The sequence below is a fragment of the Brachybacterium sp. J153 genome (assembly GCF_036311905.1).
Taxonomy (GTDB): Bacteria; Actinomycetota; Actinomycetes; order Actinomycetales; family Dermabacteraceae; genus Brachybacterium.
In genome coordinates this window covers 80,860-100,945 of the sequence record NZ_JAZDCH010000018.1, presented here as the reverse complement: position 1 = coordinate 100,945, position 20,086 = coordinate 80,860, and the positions used below count along the sequence as shown (strand labels likewise).

The window sequence follows — 20,086 nt, the reverse complement described above, 5'->3', positions numbered from 1 at the left end:
ATGAGCCCACGTTATCAACCGCTTAAGTCCCGGGGGTCCCCAGTGCCTGCGACACCGTCGTCCACCACGCAGCCGCCGCGCGATGCCCGCCCGCCGCGCCTCGGCATCGCCGGGATCGCCATCGAGTCCTCGACCTTCACGCCCTACCGCTCGAGCGCGGCGGACTTCGAGGTGCGCCGCGGCACCCACGAGATCCTCGACCGCTACCCCTTCGCCGTGCCCGAGGCGGAGTACGTCGGCGTCCTCCACGCCCGCGCCCTGCCCGGCGGGCAGCTCGACGCCGCGACCTACGCCGGCTGGAAGCAGGAGATCGTCGACGGCCTCGCCGACGCCCACGCCGAGGCGCCGCTGGACGGGTTCTTCTTCGACATCCACGGGGCGATGAGCGTCGTCGGCCTCGAGGATGCCGAGGGGGATCTGATCACCGCGATCCGCACGGCGATCGGCCCGGACGCCGTGGTCGGCACCGCGATGGACCTCCACGGCAACGTCTCCGAGACCCTGTTCGAGGCCTGCGACCTGCTGACCTGCTACCGGCACGCCCCGCACATCGACGCCTGGGAGACCCGCGAGCGCGGACTGCGGGACCTCGCGTCGGCCGCCGCCAGCGTGCGCGACGGAGGCGCCCGGCCTCACAAGGCGCTGGTGCACGTGCCGATCCTGCTGCCCGGAGAGAAGACCTCCACCCGCATCGAGCCGGCGCGCTCGCTCTACGCGCGGATCCCCGCGCTGACCTTGCGCGACGACGTCACCGACGTGTCCTGCTGGATCGGCTTCGCCTGGGCGGACCAGCCGCGTTGCCAGGCCGCGATCGTCGCGCACGGCGACTCGGCAGAGGCGGTCGGGCAGGCCGCGCTCGAGCTCGCGACAGCGCTGTGGGAAGTGCGGCACGACTTCGAGTTCGTCGCCCCCACGGGCAGCTTCGAGGAGTGCCTGGACCGGGCGATCGCCTCGCCCGACCGCCCGTTCTGGATCTCCGACTCGGGCGACAATCCCGGCGCCGGTGGCGCCGACGACACCACCTTCTGCCTCGCCCGCCTCGCCGCGCGGCCCGAGATCCGTGCCGGCGAGGTGAGCGCACTGATGGTCTCGCTCATGGATCCGACGACGGCCGACGCCGCCTGGGAAGCGGGCGTCGGCGGGCGGGTGGAGGTTCTGGTGGGAGGCCGGATCGACGCGCGGGAGCCCGGGCCGGTGCCGCTGCGGGTCGAGGTCGCGGCGCTCGACGAGTCGGGGCCGACGGGCCGCGCCGCCGCGCTCCGGGTGCTCGAGGATGAGACGGGAGCGGGCGCGCCCGACGCTCTGGAGGACGCGGCGCGGACCGGGCTGACCGTGGTAGTCACCGGGCGGCGATCGCAGTGGGCGACGCACGACATGTTCGCTCGGCTGGGGCTGTCGATGACGGGCTTCGACGTGGTCACCGTGAAGATGGGCTACCTCGAGCCGGACCAATACGAGTCCGCCGCCGACTGGCTGCTGGCCCTCACCCCGGGCGGCGTGGACCAGGACCTGCTGCGCCTCGGCCACGAAAGGATCGCCCGGCCGATGATCCCCTTCGACGCGGAGATCCCCGCGCCGACACCGGCCGACGTTTGGCGCGGCGGCGGGGTCTGAGGGGGCAGAGCGGCGGGGTCTGAGGCGAAGCTGCGAGGCCTGGAGGCGGGGCGCTGCTGAAACTCCGCGCCAGGCGTGACCTGAAGCCCTGTGAGCCGGTGAGGTCACGCCAGGCGCAGTTTTTCAGCAGTCGGCGGGGCGGCGGGCGCCGACTCACAGCGGGAGCACAGCGCGACCTCGGCGCGCGTCGAGGCGCGGCCCGCATGCTCGACCCCTCCCCTCCCCGATGGAAGGACCCGTATGAGCACGTTCCGCCGCCTGATCGGCACCGCCCAGAAGGCCCTCGACTCCTCCAGCTCCTCCTCGTCCCGCAGTGGCCGCGGGAGCGACTGGCGCGACCTCGTCCGCAGCGCCGCCGACTCCCTGACCGGCGACACCTCCTCGTCCCGCGACAGCTCCTCGTCCCGCGACCCCCACCGGACGACGTCGGCCTGGGACGACACCTCTCACCGCACCCCGTCGGCCTGGGACGACACCCCGTACCGCACCTCGCAGACCTCGGATACCTCGCGCACCTCGGGCGTCGGCATACCGACGACCTCGATGCCCTCGCTCTCCGACGAGCGCCCCGGCCACGACGCGGGTCCCGCCCGCGACACGGCGGACCTCTCCACGGAGGACCGTCGGGCGATCGCCCGCTACGACTATCTCGTCCGCACCGCCGAGCCGGACCAGCTCGAGCGGGTCCACCGCGAGGCGTTCGAGCGGCTCACCCCGGCCCAGCGCGCCCAGCTCGGGGCGACGATGCGCGAGGAGCTGCCCGAGGGCGAGCGGCCCCGCAGCGAGGCGCCGCAGGATCTGGCGCGCTCCGCGACTCGGCTCGCGGCCTTCGACCCGCGCCGGCTCACCGAGATGCTCGGCCGGTCCGGCGGCGGACGCTCCGGCGGAAGTCGGGGCCGCGGCCTGGGCGCTGCGGCCCTGGGTGCCGGCGGTGTGGGCGCGGTCGCCCTCGGCGCGGGCGGGCTGCTCGCGGCCGTCGCGGGCGGTGCGGTGCTCAGCTCCGTCGGCGGCTCCCTGCTCTCGGCGGCGATCGGCGACGGGATCGACGTCGACGCCCTCGCCCCGGACCTCGGGGACCAGCTCGCCGGCTTCACCGAGGGCTTCGAGGGCGTGGAGGGGCTCGAGGGGGTCGACGGCATCGCCGACGGCCTCGGCGGCGGCGTCACCGACCTCGGCGACCAGCTCTCCGGCCTGGGCGATCAGATCTCGGACTTCGGTCTCGGGGACCTCTTCGGCCGCTGAGGCACCGGGGCCCGGGGCCGGGGGCCCGGGGCGCAGAGTAGGACCGCGCGCCCCGGACCCGCGGCTCACTTGGCCTCGGGATCCGGCTGGTGGATGCCGAAGACGTTGTTCTCGGTGTCGTGGAAGTAGCCCTGCCACGCCATGCCCGGCAGCGCGTACTTGGGCAGCGCGACCGCGCCGCCGGCGGCGGTGATCTTCTCGGCGACCGCGTCGTAGTCGGCGACGCCCATGGTGATCACGGCGCCCATGACGGGTCCGCCCACCTCGGCGTTCTCGCCACCGGGGCGGCCGAGGATCGCGCCGTCGATGCCGGGACCGGCGCCGGTGGTGACGCCGAAGTAGGGCATGCCCGCGAACTCGGACCAGTCCTCGGTGGTCCAGCCGAAGACGCTGGTGTAGAACTCGATCGCCCGCTGCGGGTCGGCGGCCTGGATCTCGAAGTGGACGGGTCGGCCGGTGGCCCAGTTCTGGTCCGGGGCGTCGGCGGCGGAGTCGGCGGTCTCGGACGGGGTCGCGGCGTTCTCGCTCATGGCGGTTCCTCTCGAGGCGGCCCCACGCCGGTGCGGGGACTCGCGCTCAGCGTAGGACCGACGTCGGACGCTCGGGAGGGGTCCGTCGGATGATCCGGAGATCGTTGCCGCGGCGCCACGACGAGGTCATGTGCGTCTGTGTTCCATCGGTGGCACACAGCTGCACATGACCTGACCGCCGAGTGTGCCCGGGCCACTGCCGCCGCCCGCACTCGCGCCCAGGCTCCGGTGCCAGACCCAGCGCCCGACCCCCGGCCCCGGCGCCGAGCACCCCGCGCCCTCAACGCCCTGGCAGACTCGTCCGCGCCTCGACCACCCGCTTGCCATCCGGTCAACCGGTTGGGCACACTGCTCCCACCACCTCGTGAATGGATGACCCAACGATGTCTCGTCTCGCGTCCCGTACCGCCCTCGTCACCGGCGCCGCCTCCGGCATCGGCCTGGCCGTCGCCACCCGCTTCGCCCGCGAGGGCGCCCGCGTCGTGATCGCCGACCGCGATGCCGACGCCGCCCGGACCGCCGTCGACCGACTCTCCGCCGAGCTCGGCGAGGGCACCGCCTACGCCCTGACCATGGACATATCCTCCGAGCCCGCGGTCGAGGCCGGGTACGCCGAGCTCGCCGAGGCCGGCTGGACGCCGGACGTCGTGGTCGCCAACGCCGGCGTGCAGCTCTTCGGGCAGGACGCGAAGATCGCCGATCTCGACCTCGCCGTCTGGCAGCGCACCGTCGACGTGAACCTCACCGGCACGATGCTCACGGTCAAGCACGCGGTCCGCGCGATGCTCGCCAGCGGCGGCGGCTCGATCATCCTCACCGGCTCGCCGACGGGCCTGACCGGCGAGGGCAACGACTTCACCTCCTACTCGACCACCAAGGCCGGCATCCACGGCCTCACCCGCACGGTCGCCGCCGCCTACGCGAAGGACGGCATCCGCGTCAACGCCGTCATCCCCGGCTACACCGAGACACCGCTGGTCACGAGCATCTCCGACGACCCGGAGGAGCGCGCGGCGATCGTCGGACGGATCCCGCTGGGCCGCCCCGGCACACCCGCGGACGTCGAGGGAGTCATGGTCTTCCTCGCGAGCGACGACGCCGCCTTCGCGACCGGTGCTCTGTTCCGCGTCGACGGCGGCATGACCTCGCTGTGACCGCCGACGTGCCGACCGCCGACGTGCCGGCCGCCGACGCTCACGGATCGGGACCCGTCGCTCAGCCCTGGGCCTCCGACCGCTGGTCGCTCGAGGTGCGCGGCGACGAGCTGGCCGACGTCCGCTGCGACGGCCGCGTGGCGCTGCGGGCGATCCGCGCGGTCGCCCGCGACGAGGACTGGGCGACGGCGTGGCCGCGGGAGGTCCGCGTCGACGCGCACGCCGACACGCTCACCCTGTCTCTGGAGATCGCCGACCTCGGCCTCGAGCTGGCGGGCACGCTGCGCGTCACGGCCGAAGGGGACCGCCTGCGCGTGGACCTCGACCTCGAGGCGCGCGCCGACTCGTCGACCAACCGCACCGGGCTCGTCGTGCTGCATCCGCCGCAGCTCGCCGGCACGCCCCTGCAGGTCACGCACCCGGACGGCGGCGACTCCGAGACCCTGTTCCCCGTGCAGGTCAGCCCGCATCAGCCGGCGCGGGACATCGCCGGCCTCGCCTGGGCGGCTGACGGCCTGCCGCTGCGCCTCGAGCTCGCGGGCGACGTGTTCGAGATGGAGGACCAGCGCAACTGGACCGACGCGTCCTTCAAGACCTACTCGCGGCCGCTCGAGGAGCCGTTCCCGTACACGCTGCCCGCCGGCGAGCGCGTGCGTCAGTCGCTCGTGCTCACCGCGGGAGCGCGGGTGGGCGGTGCGGCCGACGCGAACACCTCCGCCGGCGGGGACGCCAGGGCCGGCGTCCCCGAGGAGCTGACCTGGCACCGCGGCGGCACCGTGCCGTTGATCGGCACCGGTCACCTCGACCTCGAGCTCGCCGACCCGACCTGGCCCGCCCGTCTCGACGCGGCGCTCGCCGAGGCACTCGCCGGCACTCGATCCGGCCTCGCGCTCTGGGTCGTCTACCCCTCTCCGGCGGACCCATCGGCTCTCGCGGAGCTGGGTCGCCGCCTCACCGCCGCGGCCGCCGCCGGCGCGGAGCTGCGTTTCGTCGGGATCGCCGACGTCGCCCGGCACGTGACCACCCCGGAGCTCGCGACCGCCCTGCGCGCCGTGCTGCCGGAGGCGATCCCCGTCGTCGGCGGCGCCCGCTCGCACTACACCGAACTGAACCGCGAGTGGGAGACGGTCCTCGCCGCCGGCCCGTCCGCCCTGGCCTTCGCGACCACGCCGCTGTTCCACACCCTCGAGACCGAGCAGCTGATCGAGGCGGTCGCGATGCAGCGCCTCCTCGCCGGGCAGCTCACCGCCCGCGCGCCGGGGCTGCCGGTGCACGTCGGCCCCATCACGCTGCGGGCCCGCTTCGCCAACGTCGCGACCAGGCCCCAGCCGGTCCCCGCTCCGGCCCCGCCGTTGGACCCTCGTGCCGGGAGCCCGCTGCACGCGGCATGGACCGTCGCGAGCGCCGCGGCGCTGTCGGTCGCGGGTGTCACGTCGTTGACCTTCGGCGATGCCGACGCCTTCCGCGCGGGAGGGACAGCCGACGCAGGCGCGGCAGCCAGCGCGAGAGGGGCCTCCCCCGCTGGTCAGACGAGCCCCGCGCACGATGCCGCCTCCCCCGTGCCGGCCCTCGCCGGACTCGCCGGCCGTCCGCTCTCGACGGGGCGCTCGGCCGACTCCCTCCTCTGGGCGATCGGCGACGGCGAGACGCTCCTGCTCGCGAACCTCTCGCCCCGTCCGCGCCGCGTGCTGCTGCCCGGCCGCGACGCGCCGGTCTCCCTCGACCCCATCTCCTGGTCAGCGCTCTGACAAGCCCCGACACCCCTCTCGACGAAGGACACCGCCGACGATGACGCGTCTGCCCACCACGCCCGCCCCCGCCCCGAAGCGCTGGACGCCGGGCACCGCCCCCTGGCAGTCGGTCCCGTCGGCCCGCCCGACGGCCGCCCGCGTGATCATCGACAACGACTTCGCCGGCGACCCCGACGACCTCTACCAGCTGGTCCACCACCTGCTCTCCCCGTCAGTCGACATCCGCGCCGTGATCGGATCCCGGCTGCGCGAGGGCGACGGCTTCTACCCGCACCCGGACTCCGCGACGCAGGCCGCGGCGATCGCCCGGGACGTGCTGGACCGAGTGGGCCTCGACGCGCCCGGGCTGGTCATCGAGGGGTCGAACACCCCGCTCGCCTCGCGGACCGCGCCGCAGCCCTCCCCCGCCCTCGACGTGATCATCGCCGAGGCGCTGCGCGAGGACACCGACCAGCCTCTGTTCTACGTCGCCGGCGGCGGGCTCACCGACATCGCCTCCGCCCTGATCGCTGAGCCGCGCATCGCCGAGCGGATTATTCTGGTGTGGATCGGGGGGAACGAGCATGCGGGCCTCGCGACCCCGCCGCCTGGCGCCATGCCGATCGAGTACAACCTGCTCATCGACGTCCTCGCCGGTCAGGTCGTCTTCACCGACACCGAGGTCGAGATCTGGCAGGTGCCGCGCGACGCCTACCGCCAGTGCCTCGTCTCCGAGGCGGAGCTGCGCGGACGCGTCGCGGCGACCGGCCCCGTCGGCCGCTACCTGTACGACGAGACCATCACCGTCACCGAGTTGGTCACCGGTCACGGCGGCCACCACCCGGAGACCTACGCGCTAGGCGACTCGCCGCTCGTGCTGCTCACCGCGCTGCGCTCCTTCTTCGAGGCGGACTCGTCCTCGAGTCGGCACGTCGTGATGCCGACGCCGGCGCTCGGGGCCGACGGCGGCTACACCGCCCAACCCGACGCCCGCCCGATGCGGGTCTACACCCACCTCGACACGCGCCTGATGTTCGAGGACCTGTTCACGAAGCTGCGCGAACTCGACGCCTGGCAGACCGCGCCGTGAGCTGACACCACCTGCCCCGCCCGGCCCCGGCCGGCCCCAGCCAGCTCGCGCCGCGGATCACGGCGCCTGAGGGAGCAAGTTCGGCAGATCATGCTTCCTCAGGTGCCGCTACCCACCGGTCACGAGTCGACGAGGGTGACTTCGAAGCTGTACCGCGACGCCCGGTACACGTGGAAGCCGAACTCGATCACGCTGCCGTCGTTCGCGAAGGACTTGCGCTCCATGGTCAGCAGAGCGGCGCCGACCTGCTCCTCGAGCAGCTCGGCGTGCTCCTCGTCGGCGACGGTCGCGCCGATCCGCTCATGGGCGAGCACGGTCGTGATCCCGCGCTCGCGGAGGCAGGCGTACAGACCGGAGGCGGCGAGCGCCTCGCGGGAGGGGGCGATCCGCTCGGGGATCGAGTTGCGCATGACGGCGAGCGGCTCCCCGTCGGCGTAGCGGACCCGGATCAGGTCCAGCACCTGCTCTCCCGGGGAGAGCTGCAGACGGTCCAGCGCCTCCCGGGACGGCCGACCGATGCGGTACTCGATGATCTCCGTGCGCGGGGACTTCCCGGCGGTGCGCAGGTCGTCGTACAGCGAGGTCAGCGCGACCTGCCGGTTCACCGGGGCCTGCACCACCTGGGTGCCCACGCCGCGCTTGCGCACCAGCATGCCCTTGTCCACCAGCTCCTGGATGCCCTGGCGCACGGTGGGTCGGGACAGCTTCAGCCGCTTGGACAGGGCCAGTTCGTTCTCGAGGCGGCTGCCCGGGGGCAGGATCCCGGAGCGGATCGCGTCCTCGATGCCCCCGGCGAGCTGCAGGTACAGCGGGGTGCTCGCGTCGCGCTCGATCGTGAGGTCGAGGGTGATCGTGCTGTTCTCCGACGCGCCCGGCTCGGTGGCGACCGCCTCGGGCGTACCGGGCTCGGCGGCGTCCGCCTCGGGAGCGCCGCCCTCCGCTGCGCTGCTCGCGGTCTCGCTGTCCACGTCGTCCTCCTCGAGTTCCGTGCTGTGCCGCAGGATACGGGGCGGCTCCTCGCGGGCCACCCCGTCCGGCCGGATCAGGCGGGCCGGTCCCGCAAGGTCACCGCGACCGCGCCGTCGGCGGCGAGGGACTGCTCGGCGGCCTCGCACACGGCGGCCGCGACGTAGCCGTCCCAGGCGGTCGCCGAGCGCGGCGCGATGTTGCTCCCGTCGGCCACCGCGGCGACCCAGGCCTGCACCTCCGCGTCGTACGCGGCGAGGAAGCGGGGCCGGAAGTCGAGCGGCACGGCGCCGCCCCAGCGGGAGCCCGCCTGCTGGGTGGTGACCATCCCGGCCTCCTGGCCCACGGTCGCCGCGCCCTTCGAGCCGACGAGCTCGGTGCGCACCTCGTAGCCGGCATCGGTGCTGACCCACAGCTCGTCCGTGACGACGGTGCCGGAGGCCGTGCGGAAGAGGAACAGCAGCGGGTCGTGCAGACCCTCGGGCGCCTTCTCGGTGGAGCGCGGCATGACGGTCTGCACCGAGACCACCGGCTCGTCGAGGAAGAAGGAGATCGCGTCGATCTCGTGCACGGCCGAGTCGTAGACCATGTGGGTGTCGGTGAATCCGGGCAGCACGGAGGCGTTGCGGTGCTTGCAGTTCAGCAGCAGCGGGGTGCCCAGCTCGCCCGCCTCGAGGGCGTCCTTGAGCTGGCCGTAGCCCGCGTCGAAGCGGCGCATGAAGCCGAGGGAGACGAGCGCCCGACCGGCCTCGTGCTCGGCGCGGACCACGTCGTAGGCGTCGGACGGGTTCATCGCGAGCGGCTTCTCGCAGAGCACCGGCTTGCCGGCCTCGAGGCAGGCCAGGACCTGCTCGCGGTGGAACTGCCCGGGGCTGGCGATGAGCACGGCATCGACATCCGCCGCGGCGATCACCTCCTGCCAGGTGTCGACCACGCGGGAGCCGGGGGCGGTGGCGGAAACCTTCTCGGCGGTCGCGCGCCGGTAGTCGCTGAGCACGCTCACGCGCGCCCCCTTGATGCGGCGCGAGAGGCGCTCCACGTGGTCGGCGCCCATGCGGCCGACGCCGATCACGCCGACCCGCACGTCCTGCGGGGCAGCGGAGAGGTCCGCCGGACCGGTCTGCGCGGCGGTGTGGGTGCTGGGGTCGGTGGTCATCGGGTCTCTCCGTCGAGTCGGGGGTCGATCCCGGCGTCGGCCCAGGTGCCGCGCACCCAGGTCTGCTCGGGATGGTCGGTGATGTTCCAGGCCCGCTCCGCCTCGGGGCCGGCCATGACGTTGAGGTAGTACATGTCGTGACCGGGGGCGGCGGCGCAGGGGCCGTGCCAGCCGTGCGGGACCAGCACGGTGTCGCCGCTGCGCACTTCGACGAGCACGTCGATCGGCTTGTCGGGGCCGCTCGCGGTGGTCTGGTGATAGCCGAATCCGCGACCGGCGGGACCGTCCTGGATCTCGTAGTAGTAGATCTCCTCGAGCTCGCTCTCGGTCTCGGTGGTCTCGTCGTGCTTGTGCGCGGGGTAGCTGGACCAGTTCCCACCAGGGGTGATGACCTCGCAGGCGATGAGCGAGTCCATGCCGTCGAACGCACCGACGGCGCCGAAGTTGCGGACCTTCCGGGTCATGCTGCCGCCGCCGCGGATCTCGACCGGCACGTCCTCGGCGCGGATCAAGGTGACCGGATGCGCGCCGGTCGCGACGGCGGTCGCGAGCGCGAAGCGGCCCCCGCCCTCCGACGAGATCGTCAGCTGGGAGCCGACGGGCACGTAGAGCACGTCGGTCGCGGCGGCGAAGACGTCGGGCCGGCCGCGCAGGTGGTGGTTCTCCCCGCCGACGGAGACCTGGCACGCCCCGTTCAGCGGCACGACCATCGCCTCGACGCCGTTCGCGGTGACGGCCTCGCTGCCGCCCGGGGCGAGCGCCAGGACGCGCAGCCCGGTGTGGACCCAGCCCTCGCGCGCGCCGGGATCGATGATCGTCTCGTAGCTGCCGCGGCCGGTGGATCCGGCCGGCAGGTGGAGCTGCTCGGTGGTGCTCATGGATGCTCTCCTGGTCGAGGGGTGCGGGTCTCCGGGCTGTCAGCCCGCGCTCGCGGCGCGGACCATGTCGACCGACGCGGTCACCGCGGCGGTCACGTCGCCCCCCGCCGGGTACAGCAGGGTGCGGCCGACGACGAGCCCGCGCACGTTCGGGCGGGCGAGAGCCCTCCCCCACGAGGCGCGCAGGGTCGCCGGATCGTCGTCCACCGGGTCACCGCCGAGGATCAGCGTGGGCAGCGTGGTCGCGTCCATGACCCGCTCCATGTCCTCGACCGCGGGCAGCTTCAGCCAGGTGTAGGCGCTGGTCGCGCCGAGGCCCTGGGCGATGTGGATCGAGGCGATGACCGCCTCCGGGGAGAGGTCGTTGATGATCTTGGTGCCCGGCCCGCCGGGGCGGGACGACAGGAACGGCTCGACCATGGCGATCAGCTCGTGGCGGGCGAGGTCGGTGACCGCCTGCGCGCTCGCCTCGAGGATGAAGGAGGTGCGGTCGTCGTCGAGGTCGATGCGGGTGAGCATCTTCCCGCCGTCGAAACCGGCCCGCTTGATCGCGGTGGCGTCGTAGGCGGTGAAGCGGTCCTCGATCTCCCAGGAGCTGCCCTGGAGGCCACCGCGGTTCATCGAGGCGAACACGACCTTGTCCTCGAGCGCCCCCATGACCAGCAGGTCCTCGAGGATGTCGGCGGTGCCGAGCACCCCGTCGACGCCCGGGACCGCGAGCGCCTCGCGCAGCCGGTCCAGCAGCTCGGTGCGGGAGGCCATGGCGTCGGGGCGGGGGCCGACGGCAAGGGCACCGCGCGCGGGATGGTCCGCCGCGATGATCATCATGGTGCCGTCGGTGTCGGCGACGGTGCGGCGGGAACGGGCGGCGGCGAGACGGGCGAACCGGCCCGGATCCTCGAGGCGCACGCGCGTGACCTCGTCGTAGGTCGAGACGAAGGCGTCGGGGCCGCTCATCGGGCCTCCGCTCCCGCTCGCTGCGCGGCGCCGCCCTCGCGCGCCGTGCCACGGTCGCGCAGGGCGCCCAGCATCTCCTCCACGGTCTGGCCGTGGTTGGGGTCGCCGCCCGCGAGGAGCAGGTCGATCTCCTCGGTGGTGGGCATGGCGGTGGAGCATTCGAGGCGGCTGGTGACGATGGCACCGGCCGCATTGCAACGGGTCAACGTCTCCTCGAGGGACTGGCCGGTGAGCAGGCCGTGGCAGAGCGAGCCGCCGAAGCTGTCGCCGGCGCCGAGGCCGTTGATCACCTGGATCAGGTTGGGGGCGACGACCACGCGCTCGTCGGCCGTCTTGCCGAGCACCCCCTTCGGGCCCTGCTTGACGATCGCGATCTGCACGCCGGCCGCGAGCAGGGCGTCGGCCGCACGCTCGGGCTCGGTCTCGCCGACGGCGACCTCGCACTCCTCCCGATTGCCGACGGCGACCGTCGCGTAGCGCAGCGCCGCGCGGTACTGCTCGCGGGCCTCCTCGACCGAGGACCAGAACATGGGCCGATAGTCGAGGTCGAAGACGGTGTGACCGCCCGTCGGGCCGCCATCCGTCCCGCGGGCTTCGAGGGCGGCGTGGTGGGCGGAGCGGCTGGGCTCCTCGGAGAGGCCCGTGCCGGAGAACCAGAACAGCGGCACCTCCCGGATCGCGGGAAGGTCCAGGTGCTCGGGCGCGACCTGCAGATCCGGGGCGCTGGGCTGACGGTAGAAGTACAGCGGGAAGTCGTCCGGCGGGAAGATCTCGCACAGGGTGATCGGGGTGTTCAGCTCGGTGTTCTTCACCGCGTAGCGGCCCGAGACGCCCAGTCGCTCCATCTCCTGCACGACGTAGCGGCCAAAGGGATCATCGCCCACGCCGGTGATCACCGCGGGGCGGTGCCCGAGCCGTGCCGCGGCGACGGCGACGTTGGTGGGGCTGCCGCCGAGGAACTTCCCGAAGCTGGTGACGTCCTCGAGCCCCTTCTCGATCTCCAAGGGGTAGATGTCCACGCCGCTGCGGCCGAACGTGATGATGTCGAGATCAGTTGCCATGGCTCTCCATGCCTCCCTGCGTCAGAACCTGGTGCGGATCTCGTGGGCTGCTCTGCCCCACGATCCTCCCGGTGCCCCATGATCACACGCGGGAACCTCTATGTCTATACAAAGAGCGCGATGTGTTGGACGGTGTCGAGTGCACCTCCGCCGACCCGCCTCAGACAGGAGCAGGGGCCGGAAGTGCGGCGACCACGGCCCGCCCGACCAGGTCCTGCGGTCTCGCGAGGGATTCCGACGAATCCCGCCATGGGCCCCGACAATCCCCGCGAAGGATGCCTACGAGACCGAGGCCGGATTGTCCTGTCGTAGTGATCGAGCAATGCCGACCAGACGGGAAGCTAGAACAGGATCCCCGGACCGGGACTGCCCCGGCAGCCCGACTGCAACCGCGTTAGCGCCTCTGACCTGCGGCGATGCTGCGGCGAGCGCGTGATCGTCTTGTCATGACAAAGTGTTGACATGCTCGGCCTGGCGGGCCATGCTTATCGGACGAGCTCACCGTCGAGAGGACCCCGTGCGGTCTCCGGCAGTGGCACCGACACGCCCGCCGGCGCGCACGGCGGGTCCGACTCCCGCCCCACAGCACGGCGGGCCTGCACCACGGAGGCAGCATGAGCGAGACCCCTTCGGCCCCCGCCGGGACATCGTCGGCCCCCGCCGCGTCATCGGCCCCCGCCGCCTCATCGGCCCCCGCCGGAACGATCCGGCTCACCGTCGCCCAGGCCCTGGTGCGCTTCCTCGCCGCCCAGCACAGCGAGCGCGACGGCGTGCGGCAGCGTCTGATCCCCGGCACCTTCGGGATCTTCGGCCACGGCAACGTCGCGGGCCTCGGCCAGGCGCTGCTGCAGAACGCCGTCGACCCCGCCCCCGCGGAGGCCGGCCTCCCCGCGGAAGCGGGGATGCCGTACTTCCAGGCGCGGAATGAGCAGAACATGGTGCACACGGCCGTCGCTTACGCGCGCACGAGGAACCGTCTGCAGGCCATGGCGTGCACCGCCTCGATCGGCCCGGGCTCGACCAACATGGTCACCGGCGCGGCTCTCGCCACGATCGACCGGATCCCGGTGCTGATCCTCCCCTCCGACGTCTTCGCGAACCGCGCCGTGGACCCGGTGCTGCAGCAACTCGAGGACGAGCGCGCCCTGGACGTCTCCGTCAACGACGCCTTCCGCCCCGTCTCCCGCTTCTTCGACCGGATCTGGCGCCCCGAGCAGCTGATCCCCTCGCTGCTCGCCGCCATGCGGGTGCTCACCGACCCCGCCGAGACCGGCGCCGTGACGATCTGCCTCCCGCAGGACGTGCAGGCCGAGGCCCATGACTGGCCCGTCGAGCTGTTCCGCGAGCGGACCTGGCACGTCGGCCGCCCCGTACCGGAGCCCGCGGCACTGGACCGTGCGCTCGAGGTGATCCGCGGCGCGCAGCGCCCCGTCGTCCTCGCCGGCGGCGGCGCGATCTACTCCGAGGCCTCCGCCGCCCTCGAGGCCTTCGCCGACGCGACCGGCATCCCCGTGCTCGACACCCAGGCCGGGAAGGGCGCGCTCAGCGCCGACCACCCGCTGTGCCTCGGCGGCGTCGGCGCGACCGGCAACGACGCGGCGAACACCCTCGCCGCCGAGGCCGACGTGGTCATCGGCGTCGGGACCCGCTACACCGACTTCACCACCGCCTCCCACACCGCGTTCCGGAACCCCGACGTCCGCTTCGTGAACCTCAACGTCAAGGCCTTCGACGCCGCGAAGCACGCCGCGACCATGCTGGTAGCCGACGCCCGCGAGGGTCTGACCGCGCTGCAAGCCGGGCTCCAGGGCTGGCAGGCCCCGGCCGCGCACGGCGAGCGCGCCCGCGAACTGCGCGCGCAGTGGGAGGAGCTGATCGCCCCCTGCTTCGCCCCGCACGACCAGGAGCTCCCGGCCCAGACCGAGATCTTCGGCGCGCTGAACCAGCTGATGGCCGACGACGACATCCTCATCAACGCCGCCGGCTCCATGCCCGGCGACCTGCAGGCGCTGTGGAAGGCCCGCTCCCCACGGCAGTACCACCTCGAGTACGGCTACTCGTGCATGGGCTACGAGCTGCCGGCCTCGCTCGGCGCGAAGATGGCCGCGCCCGACGCGGAGGTCGTCGCGATCATCGGCGACGGCACCTTCCAGATGGCGCCGCAGGAGATCGCCACCATCGTCGCCGAGCGGATCAAGGTCATCCTGGTGATCCTGCAGAACCACGGCTGGTCCTCGATCGGCTCCCTCTCCGAGTCCCACGGCAGCCAGCGTTTCGGGACCCGGTACCGGATGCGTAGCCAGGAGAGCGGCCTGCTCGACGGGGACACGCTCCCCTTCGACATCCCCGCCAACATCCGCTCCTACGGCCTCGAGGTGCAGGAGGTCTCGAGCACCGCGGACTTCCGCGAGGCCTACCGTCGGGCGTCGGCGTCGACCGAGGCCACCGCGATCGTGGTGAACACGAACCTGTACGGTCCGAACCCGCCCGGGATCGGCTGGTGGGACGTGCCGGTCAGCGCCGTCTCCCGGCTCGAGTCCACGCAGGCGGCCCGCGCCCGGTACGAGGCGGAGATCGCCCCGCAGCGCCACTACCTCTGACCCCGTCGGCCCCGGCACCGCCCCGCGCCGCACCGTCGGCCGTCCCACGCGGCCCCCGTCGGCCGAACGCCCCGCAGACCACACAGACCCCGCAGACCCGCAGACCCGCAGACCCCGAAGGGAACCCCATGGGATACGAGATCACCCACTGGATCGACGGCCAGGAGGTCGCCGGCTCCGGCGCCACGCAGCCGATCATGGACCCCGCGACCGGTGCCCAGGTCGGGACGCTGCACCTGGGCGATGCGGGGACCGTCGACCGCGCCGTGCAGGTCGCCGCCGCCGCGCAGAAGGAGTGGGCGAAGGTCTCGCTCGCCCGGCGCACCCAGATCCTCTACCGCATGCGGCAGCTGATGATCGAGCACACCGACGAGATCGCCGCCGTCATCACCCGCGAGCACGGCAAGACCCTCGCCGACGCGGCGGGCGAGATCGCCCGCGGCCTGGAGACCCTCGAGTTCGCCACGTCCATCACCCAGGACCTCAAGGGCGGCTTCTCGCAGAACATCTCCACCGGCGTCGACGGGCACACCCTCCGCCAGCCGCTCGGGGTCGTCGCCGGCATCACCCCGTTCAACTTCCCGGTGATGGTGCCCTTCTGGATGCACCCGATCGCGATCGCGACCGGCAACGCCTTCGTCCTCAAGCCCTCCGAGCGCGACCCCTCCGCCTCGAACCTCGTCGCCCGCCTCTACCAGGAGGCCGGTCTGCCCGACGGCGTGTTCCAGGTGGTCCACGGCGGCAAGGAGGTCGTGGACGCGCTCTGCACGCACGATGGGGTCGCGGCGGTCTCCTTCGTCGGCTCCACCCCGATCGCGAAGCACGTCCACAGCGTCGCCTCCGCGTCCGGGAAGCGGGTGCAGGCCCTCGGCGGCGCGAACAACCACGCCGTGGTGATGCCCGACGCGAACATCGAGTTCGCCGCCGCGCAGATCGCCTCGGGCGCCTTCGGCTCCGCCGGCGAGCGCTGCATGGCCGTGCCGGTCGCCGTGACCGTCGGCGACGTGCACGAGGAGTTCCTCGCCGCGATCCGGGCCGAGGCCGAGAAGCTGATCGTCGGCCCCGGCAACGACCCGGCGACCGACATGCCGCCGGTCATCACCCCCGACGCGAAGGCGCGCGTGATCCGGATGACCGACGAGGCCGAGGCCGCGGGCGGCACGATCGTGGTCGACGGCCGCGGCCTCGTGGTCGAGGGCCATGAGAACGGCAACTTCGTGGGGCCGACGGTGATCACGGGCCTGGCCGCGGACCATCCCACCTACACCGACGAGGTCTTCGGCCCGCTGCTCGTGGTGATGCACGTGAACAACTTCGACGAGGCGGTGGAACTGGTGAACTCCTCGCCCTTCGGCAACGGCACCGCGATCTTCACCGACTCCGGCCACTACGCGCGCCGCTACCAGGACGAGATCCAGGTGGGCATGATCGGCATCAACGTCCCGATCCCGACCCCGGTGGGCTACTACTCCTTCGGCGGCTGGAAGGACTCGCTGTTCGGCGAGCACCACGCGCACGGACCCGAGGGCGTCTCCTTCTACACCCGGCAGAAGGCCGTCACCACGCGCTGGCCCGCGCAGAACGAGTCCGTCGAGAGCTCGATGAGCTTCCCGACCCACGACTGACCCGGCCCCGCACCCACCCGTCGAAGGAGACCCCATGACCCCCGGCACCGCGCCCGTCCCCGACCGCTCCCGCAACCCCGAGGCGCCGTTCGACAAGCTCACCACCGGGGTGTGCCCGGATCAGTGGGGCGTGTGGTTCCCCGAGGACGAGCAGCAGATCCCGTGGCGCACCGCGCTCGCGGAGATGGCGGAGGCCGGTTTCTCCGTCATGGAGACCGGGCCGTGGGGCTACTTCCCGCAGGACGCGAAGGAGCTGCAGTCCGTCATGGACGAGCACGGTTTCCGCGTCGTGGCCGGGACCGGCTGGGGCATCCTGCACAAGGAGGAGGCCTGGGCGGAGACGGAGCGGACCTTCCGGGCGATCGCCGAGACGCACGCCGCCGTCGGCGCCGAGTACATCGTGCACCTGCCCCCGATGTACCGCGACGAGAAGACCTGGGAGTTCACCGACGACCGGGAGCTGACCGGTGCGGCGTGGCGGCGCTACGTCGAGAACGCGAACGAGCTGGGCCGCATCATGAAGCAGGACTACGGGCTGACGATGGTGCTGCACCCCCACGGCGACTCCCACATCGAGACGCCCGAGGAGATCGCGCGTGTCTTCGCCGCGACCGACCCGGAGCTGGTCAGCTTCTGCCTGGACACCGGCCACATCGTCTACGGCGGCGGCGACCCGATCTCCATGATCGATGAGTACCCCGAGCGGATCGGTTACGTGCACATCAAGGCCTTCGACCCGGACATCACCCGCGAGGCCCACGAGAAGGACTGGCCCTTCGGCGAGGCCGTCGCCAAGGGCGCCTCGGTGAAGCCGCCGGCCGGACTGCCGGACATGCGGGACCTGGTCGCGAAGCTGGCCACGCTCGACAAGGAGCTGTACGTGATCTGCGAGCAGGACCTCTACCCCTGCGACCCGTCCCTGCCGCTGCCGAACGCGATCGCCACCCGCGAGTTCCTGGCCGAGTGCGGCCTGGGCGTGAGGTGACGGCCGACGGGCGCACAGCCGACGGGCGGGAGGACCGCCGGCCGCCACGCCCGCCGGACGGAGTCGCAACATCGGCCTCGGAGTCGTCGGCCTCGGCTGGACGGGGCGCCGGTGCCCACCGGTCACCGGGAGGTCGGCGCGAGCAGGGCAGGATCACGGCTCAGCCGGGTCGGGCCGCGGCCGGGTGCTCCGCCGCTCTCACCCCTCGCGCAGGACCTCGCGGACGATCGAGTCGTCGCGGCGATCGTGCCCGAGCTCGCTGCCGCGCCGGTACAGCGCCTGGGCGGCCGTGGCCAGCGGCACCTGCTGCCCCACCTCCGCGGCGGCCTCGGTGACGAGACCCATGTCCTTGACGAAGATGGTCAGCGCGGAGCGGACGTCGTCGTAGGCCTCCTCGACCATGCGCCCACCGCGGTCCGCGAACATGAACGAGTGGGCCGCCCCCGTGTTCAGCACCTCGTGGACCTGGCGCACGTCGAGCCCCATCCGGTCCGCGAGGGCGATCGCCTCCCCCGCGGCGGCGATGTGCACGCCGCACAGCAGCTGGTTGACGATCTTGAACCGCTGCCCGTCGCCGGGACGGGGGCCGACGACGGGGGCGTTCGCGGCGAGCGCGTCGAGGACGGGGCGCACGGCGGCGACGTCGGCCTCGGCGCCGCCGACCATCACCAGCAGGTCGCCGGTCGCGGCCCGTACCGCTCCGCCGGAGACCGGGGCGTCGACGATTCGGGAGGTCACGCCCGCGAGCCGCGCGACGGCCCCCTCGACGGCGGCGGGGCCGACGGTGGACATGATCAGCAGCACCGTCTCCGCCGTGAGCTCGCCGGCGATGCCGTCCTCGTCGCCGTGGAGCACCGCCTCGAGCTGCTCGGGGGTCGCGACCATGACGGCCACGACGTCCGCGCCGCGCGCGGCCTCCCGGGCGGTGGCGGCGATCGTGGCGACGTCGGCGAGGGCCTCGCGCGCGGCCGGGAACAGGTCGAAGGCCGTCACGGGGAGTCCGGCGCCCGCGAGCGCACGGGCCATGGGGGCGCCGATCGCGCCGAGGCCGATCCAGGCGACGGAGGGGGCGGTGGTCATCAGGAGCTCCTCGGGGTGGGGGCGGTATCAGGGCGAGGGCGGCGGACCGCGGCGGTCAGCACGTCGACCACGTCGGCGAGGGCCTGCTCCCCGCCGACGTTCCCGGGGAAGACGACGTACGGCATGCCGAGCACCTCGTCCGGCGCATCCTCGGCGGCGAACAGCGAGACCTGGCCGGGCCAGAACTGGCCCTCGACCCGTGCGCGGCTGATCCCGAGGCCGGAGGCGGCGACCTCGTGGGAGGTGATGCCGCCCTTGGCGACCACCCAGGCGGGACGCATGGTCCGCACCTGCCGCACCACCTCGACCACGGCGTCGGACACGCTGCGGGCGATGGCGAGCGACGCGGCGGGGTCGTCGGTGCGCACCAGATCGCGGCTGGTGTAGACGACGCAGTCGTCGTGGACGAGGCTCGCGCGCAGGCGCTCCGCGACCTCCGCCAGGTGCTGCTCCCGGCGCGCATCGAGCACGGAGGGCACGTCGATCTCGACCTCGACGAGCCCGCCGCGCTCCTGCACCGCGCGCAGCTGCGTCGTCGTGAGGCCGACGTGGGAGCCCACCACGACCAGGCCGTGCTCCAGCCGGCCGGCGCCGACGGGGATCGCGTCGGCGTCGAGCACCCGCGCCCCGCGCTGACCGGCGAGCGGCCGCACGAAGGACGGCGCGCAGCGGCTGACGAGGGTCGCCCCGGCGGCCTCGCGGCGGCCGACCGCCGCGGCGACGACCTCCATGTCCGCGTACTCGGTCGCGTTGACGACCACCCAGCGGCCGTCGCGGGCCCCGGCGAGGATCTCCTCGACGCGGTCGACGCCGCCGACGCGGATGTCCTCGAGGGAGATGCTCAGCACCTCCGCCGCGGGCAGCACGCCGCCCGAGCGCTCCTCGAGGAAGTCCCGCAGGTCGGAGCGGGTGTAGCCGAAAGTGGCGTCGCGAGCGAAGTCGGTGTCCTCGACGCGGAGGACCTGGTCGCCGACGCGTGCGAAGTGCACGTCATCCTCGGTGAAGCGGCCGGCCTCGAGCATCGCGGGGACGAACAGGATCGCGTCGACCGCGCGACCGCGGGCGGCGAGCTCGGCGGCGATCGCGCGCGGCTCGGCGAGCACGTGCCCGCGCAGGGTCGAGTCGGAGCGGGAGACGATGTGCAGACCCCCGTCGGCCGCCGCCTCCGGGCCCAGCGCATCCAGCACCCCGCCGACCACGCGGCGGGTCAGGGCCACGGCCTCCGCCTCGTCGAGGGCGCGGGAGTTGGTGAGCACGAAGCAGGTCGCCCCGGGGGCGGTGAGCACATGGGCGGCGCGGTCGGTGTCGAGGTCGAGGACCACGTCCACCCCCGCCACGCACTGCGAGCCGGTGGGGTCGTCGTCGAGGACGAGGAGGCGGCGAGCGGCCGGAGCGGGGGTGGACATGCGGGGACTCCT

At 73.2% G+C, this 20,086-nt stretch carries 16 protein-coding genes; 8 read left to right on the top strand and 8 right to left on the bottom strand.

Features of this window, described 5'->3' with window-relative positions; translation table 11 throughout:
• Positions 1-42 precede the first annotated feature (42 nt).
• Together V1258_RS09475 and V1258_RS09470 are read left to right on the top strand one after the other, a co-directional pair.
• Positions 43-1,614, top strand: a complete 1,572-nt coding sequence (locus V1258_RS09475; protein WP_329749409.1) for a M81 family metallopeptidase — start codon at positions 43-45, stop codon at positions 1,612-1,614.
• A gap of 240 nt (positions 1,615-1,854) precedes the next feature.
• A complete protein-coding gene (locus tag V1258_RS09470; protein WP_329749408.1) occupies positions 1,855-2,856 on the top strand; it encodes a hypothetical protein in 1,002 nt (333 codons plus the stop codon).
• 65 nt (positions 2,857-2,921) lie between these two features.
• On the opposite strand, the gene V1258_RS09465 is transcribed toward V1258_RS09470, so the two are convergent.
• Positions 2,922-3,386, bottom strand: coding sequence for a VOC family protein (locus V1258_RS09465; protein WP_329749407.1), 465 nt, complete (start codon positions 3,384-3,386; stop codon positions 2,922-2,924).
• A 383-nt stretch (positions 3,387-3,769) separates the two neighbouring features.
• Here V1258_RS09465 and V1258_RS09460 point away from each other — a divergent pair, with 383 nt between their 5' ends.
• From V1258_RS09460 to V1258_RS09450, 3 genes are read left to right on the top strand one after another with little or no spacing between them, the layout of a single operon-like run.
• Positions 3,770-4,540 carry an SDR family NAD(P)-dependent oxidoreductase gene (locus V1258_RS09460; protein WP_329749406.1) on the top strand — a complete coding sequence of 257 codons (771 nt, stop codon included), beginning with the start codon at positions 3,770-3,772 and terminating at the stop codon, positions 4,538-4,540.
• Entirely contained in the window at positions 4,537-6,288 is a 1,752-nt protein-coding gene (locus V1258_RS09455; protein WP_329749405.1) for a hypothetical protein, read from the top strand. The genes V1258_RS09460 and V1258_RS09455 overlap by 4 nt, the downstream gene beginning before the upstream one ends.
• Positions 6,289-6,328: 40 nt before the next feature.
• Positions 6,329-7,360 (top strand): nucleoside hydrolase, encoded by a 1,032-nt coding sequence (locus tag V1258_RS09450; protein ID WP_329749404.1) that lies wholly within the window; start codon positions 6,329-6,331, stop codon positions 7,358-7,360.
• 119 nt (positions 7,361-7,479) lie between these two features.
• Here V1258_RS09450 and V1258_RS09445 read toward each other — a convergent pair whose 3' ends face one another.
• The 5 genes from V1258_RS09445 to iolC form a co-directional block, all read right to left on the bottom strand.
• On the bottom strand, positions 7,480-8,328 hold the full coding sequence (locus V1258_RS09445; RefSeq protein WP_329749403.1) for a GntR family transcriptional regulator: 849 nt from the start codon (positions 8,326-8,328) through the stop codon (positions 7,480-7,482).
• Between the two features lie 74 nt (positions 8,329-8,402).
• Positions 8,403-9,482, bottom strand: a complete 1,080-nt coding sequence (locus tag V1258_RS09440) for a Gfo/Idh/MocA family protein (protein ID WP_329749402.1) — start codon at positions 9,480-9,482, stop codon at positions 8,403-8,405.
• Positions 9,479-10,360 (bottom strand): 5-deoxy-glucuronate isomerase, encoded by an 882-nt coding sequence (gene iolB / locus V1258_RS09435; RefSeq protein ID WP_329749401.1) that lies wholly within the window; start codon positions 10,358-10,360, stop codon positions 9,479-9,481. Before iolB ends, V1258_RS09440 begins: the two co-directional genes overlap by 4 nt.
• Positions 10,361-10,399: 39 nt before the next feature.
• Positions 10,400-11,317, bottom strand: coding sequence for a Cgl0159 family (beta/alpha)8-fold protein (locus V1258_RS09430; RefSeq protein WP_329749400.1), 918 nt, complete (start codon positions 11,315-11,317; stop codon positions 10,400-10,402).
• The gene (gene iolC, locus V1258_RS09425; RefSeq protein WP_329745818.1) at positions 11,314-12,378 is read right to left on the bottom strand and encodes a 5-dehydro-2-deoxygluconokinase; all 1,065 of its coding nucleotides are present in this window, start codon (positions 12,376-12,378) and stop codon (positions 11,314-11,316) included. Before iolC ends, V1258_RS09430 begins: the two co-directional genes overlap by 4 nt.
• Before the next feature lie 614 nt (positions 12,379-12,992).
• Between iolC and iolD the strand changes: the two genes are divergently transcribed.
• The 3 genes from iolD (at position 12,993) to V1258_RS09410 (ending at position 17,588) form a co-directional block, all read left to right on the top strand.
• Positions 12,993-14,978: a 3D-(3,5/4)-trihydroxycyclohexane-1,2-dione acylhydrolase (decyclizing) gene (gene iolD / locus V1258_RS09420; RefSeq protein ID WP_329749399.1), complete on the top strand. Its 1,986-nt coding sequence runs from the start codon at positions 12,993-12,995 to the stop codon at positions 14,976-14,978.
• A 128-nt stretch (positions 14,979-15,106) separates the two neighbouring features.
• Positions 15,107-16,603, top strand: a complete 1,497-nt coding sequence (locus tag V1258_RS09415) for a CoA-acylating methylmalonate-semialdehyde dehydrogenase (protein WP_329749398.1) — start codon at positions 15,107-15,109, stop codon at positions 16,601-16,603.
• Positions 16,604-16,637: 34 nt separating this feature from the next.
• Positions 16,638-17,588, top strand: a complete 951-nt coding sequence (locus tag V1258_RS09410; protein WP_329749397.1) for a TIM barrel protein — start codon at positions 16,638-16,640, stop codon at positions 17,586-17,588.
• 198 nt (positions 17,589-17,786) lie between these two features.
• On the opposite strand, the gene V1258_RS09405 is transcribed toward V1258_RS09410, so the two are convergent.
• Both V1258_RS09405 and V1258_RS09400 read right to left on the bottom strand, forming a co-directional pair.
• Positions 17,787-18,668 (bottom strand): NAD(P)-dependent oxidoreductase, encoded by an 882-nt coding sequence (locus V1258_RS09405; protein ID WP_329749396.1) that lies wholly within the window; start codon positions 18,666-18,668, stop codon positions 17,787-17,789.
• Positions 18,668-20,074: a four-carbon acid sugar kinase family protein gene (locus V1258_RS09400; RefSeq protein WP_329749395.1), complete on the bottom strand. Its 1,407-nt coding sequence runs from the start codon at positions 20,072-20,074 to the stop codon at positions 18,668-18,670. Before V1258_RS09400 ends, V1258_RS09405 begins: the two co-directional genes overlap by 1 nt.
• Positions 20,075-20,086: the final 12 nt, after the last annotated feature.

Coding starts and splice junctions, on each gene's coding strand:
- V1258_RS09470 (WP_329749408.1), top strand. CDS start 1,855: ATGAGCACGTTCCGCCGCCTGATCGGCACCGCCCAGAAGGCCCTCGAC.
- V1258_RS09465 (WP_329749407.1), bottom strand. CDS start 3,386: ATGAGCGAGAACGCCGCGACCCCGTCCGAGACCGCCGACTCCGCCGCC.
- V1258_RS09460 (WP_329749406.1), top strand. CDS start 3,770: ATGTCTCGTCTCGCGTCCCGTACCGCCCTCGTCACCGGCGCCGCCTCC.
- V1258_RS09450 (WP_329749404.1), top strand. CDS start 6,329: ATGACGCGTCTGCCCACCACGCCCGCCCCCGCCCCGAAGCGCTGGACG.
- V1258_RS09440 (WP_329749402.1), bottom strand. CDS start 9,482: ATGACCACCGACCCCAGCACCCACACCGCCGCGCAGACCGGTCCGGCG.
- iolB (WP_329749401.1), bottom strand. CDS start 10,360: ATGAGCACCACCGAGCAGCTCCACCTGCCGGCCGGATCCACCGGCCGC.
- V1258_RS09430 (WP_329749400.1), bottom strand. CDS start 11,317: ATGAGCGGCCCCGACGCCTTCGTCTCGACCTACGACGAGGTCACGCGC.
- iolC (WP_329745818.1), bottom strand. CDS start 12,378: ATGGCAACTGATCTCGACATCATCACGTTCGGCCGCAGCGGCGTGGAC.
- iolD (WP_329749399.1), top strand. CDS start 12,993: ATGAGCGAGACCCCTTCGGCCCCCGCCGGGACATCGTCGGCCCCCGCC.
- V1258_RS09415 (WP_329749398.1), top strand. CDS start 15,107: ATGGGATACGAGATCACCCACTGGATCGACGGCCAGGAGGTCGCCGGC.
- V1258_RS09410 (WP_329749397.1), top strand. CDS start 16,638: ATGACCCCCGGCACCGCGCCCGTCCCCGACCGCTCCCGCAACCCCGAG.
- V1258_RS09405 (WP_329749396.1), bottom strand. CDS start 18,668: ATGACCACCGCCCCCTCCGTCGCCTGGATCGGCCTCGGCGCGATCGGC.
- V1258_RS09400 (WP_329749395.1), bottom strand. CDS start 20,074: ATGTCCACCCCCGCTCCGGCCGCTCGCCGCCTCCTCGTCCTCGACGAC.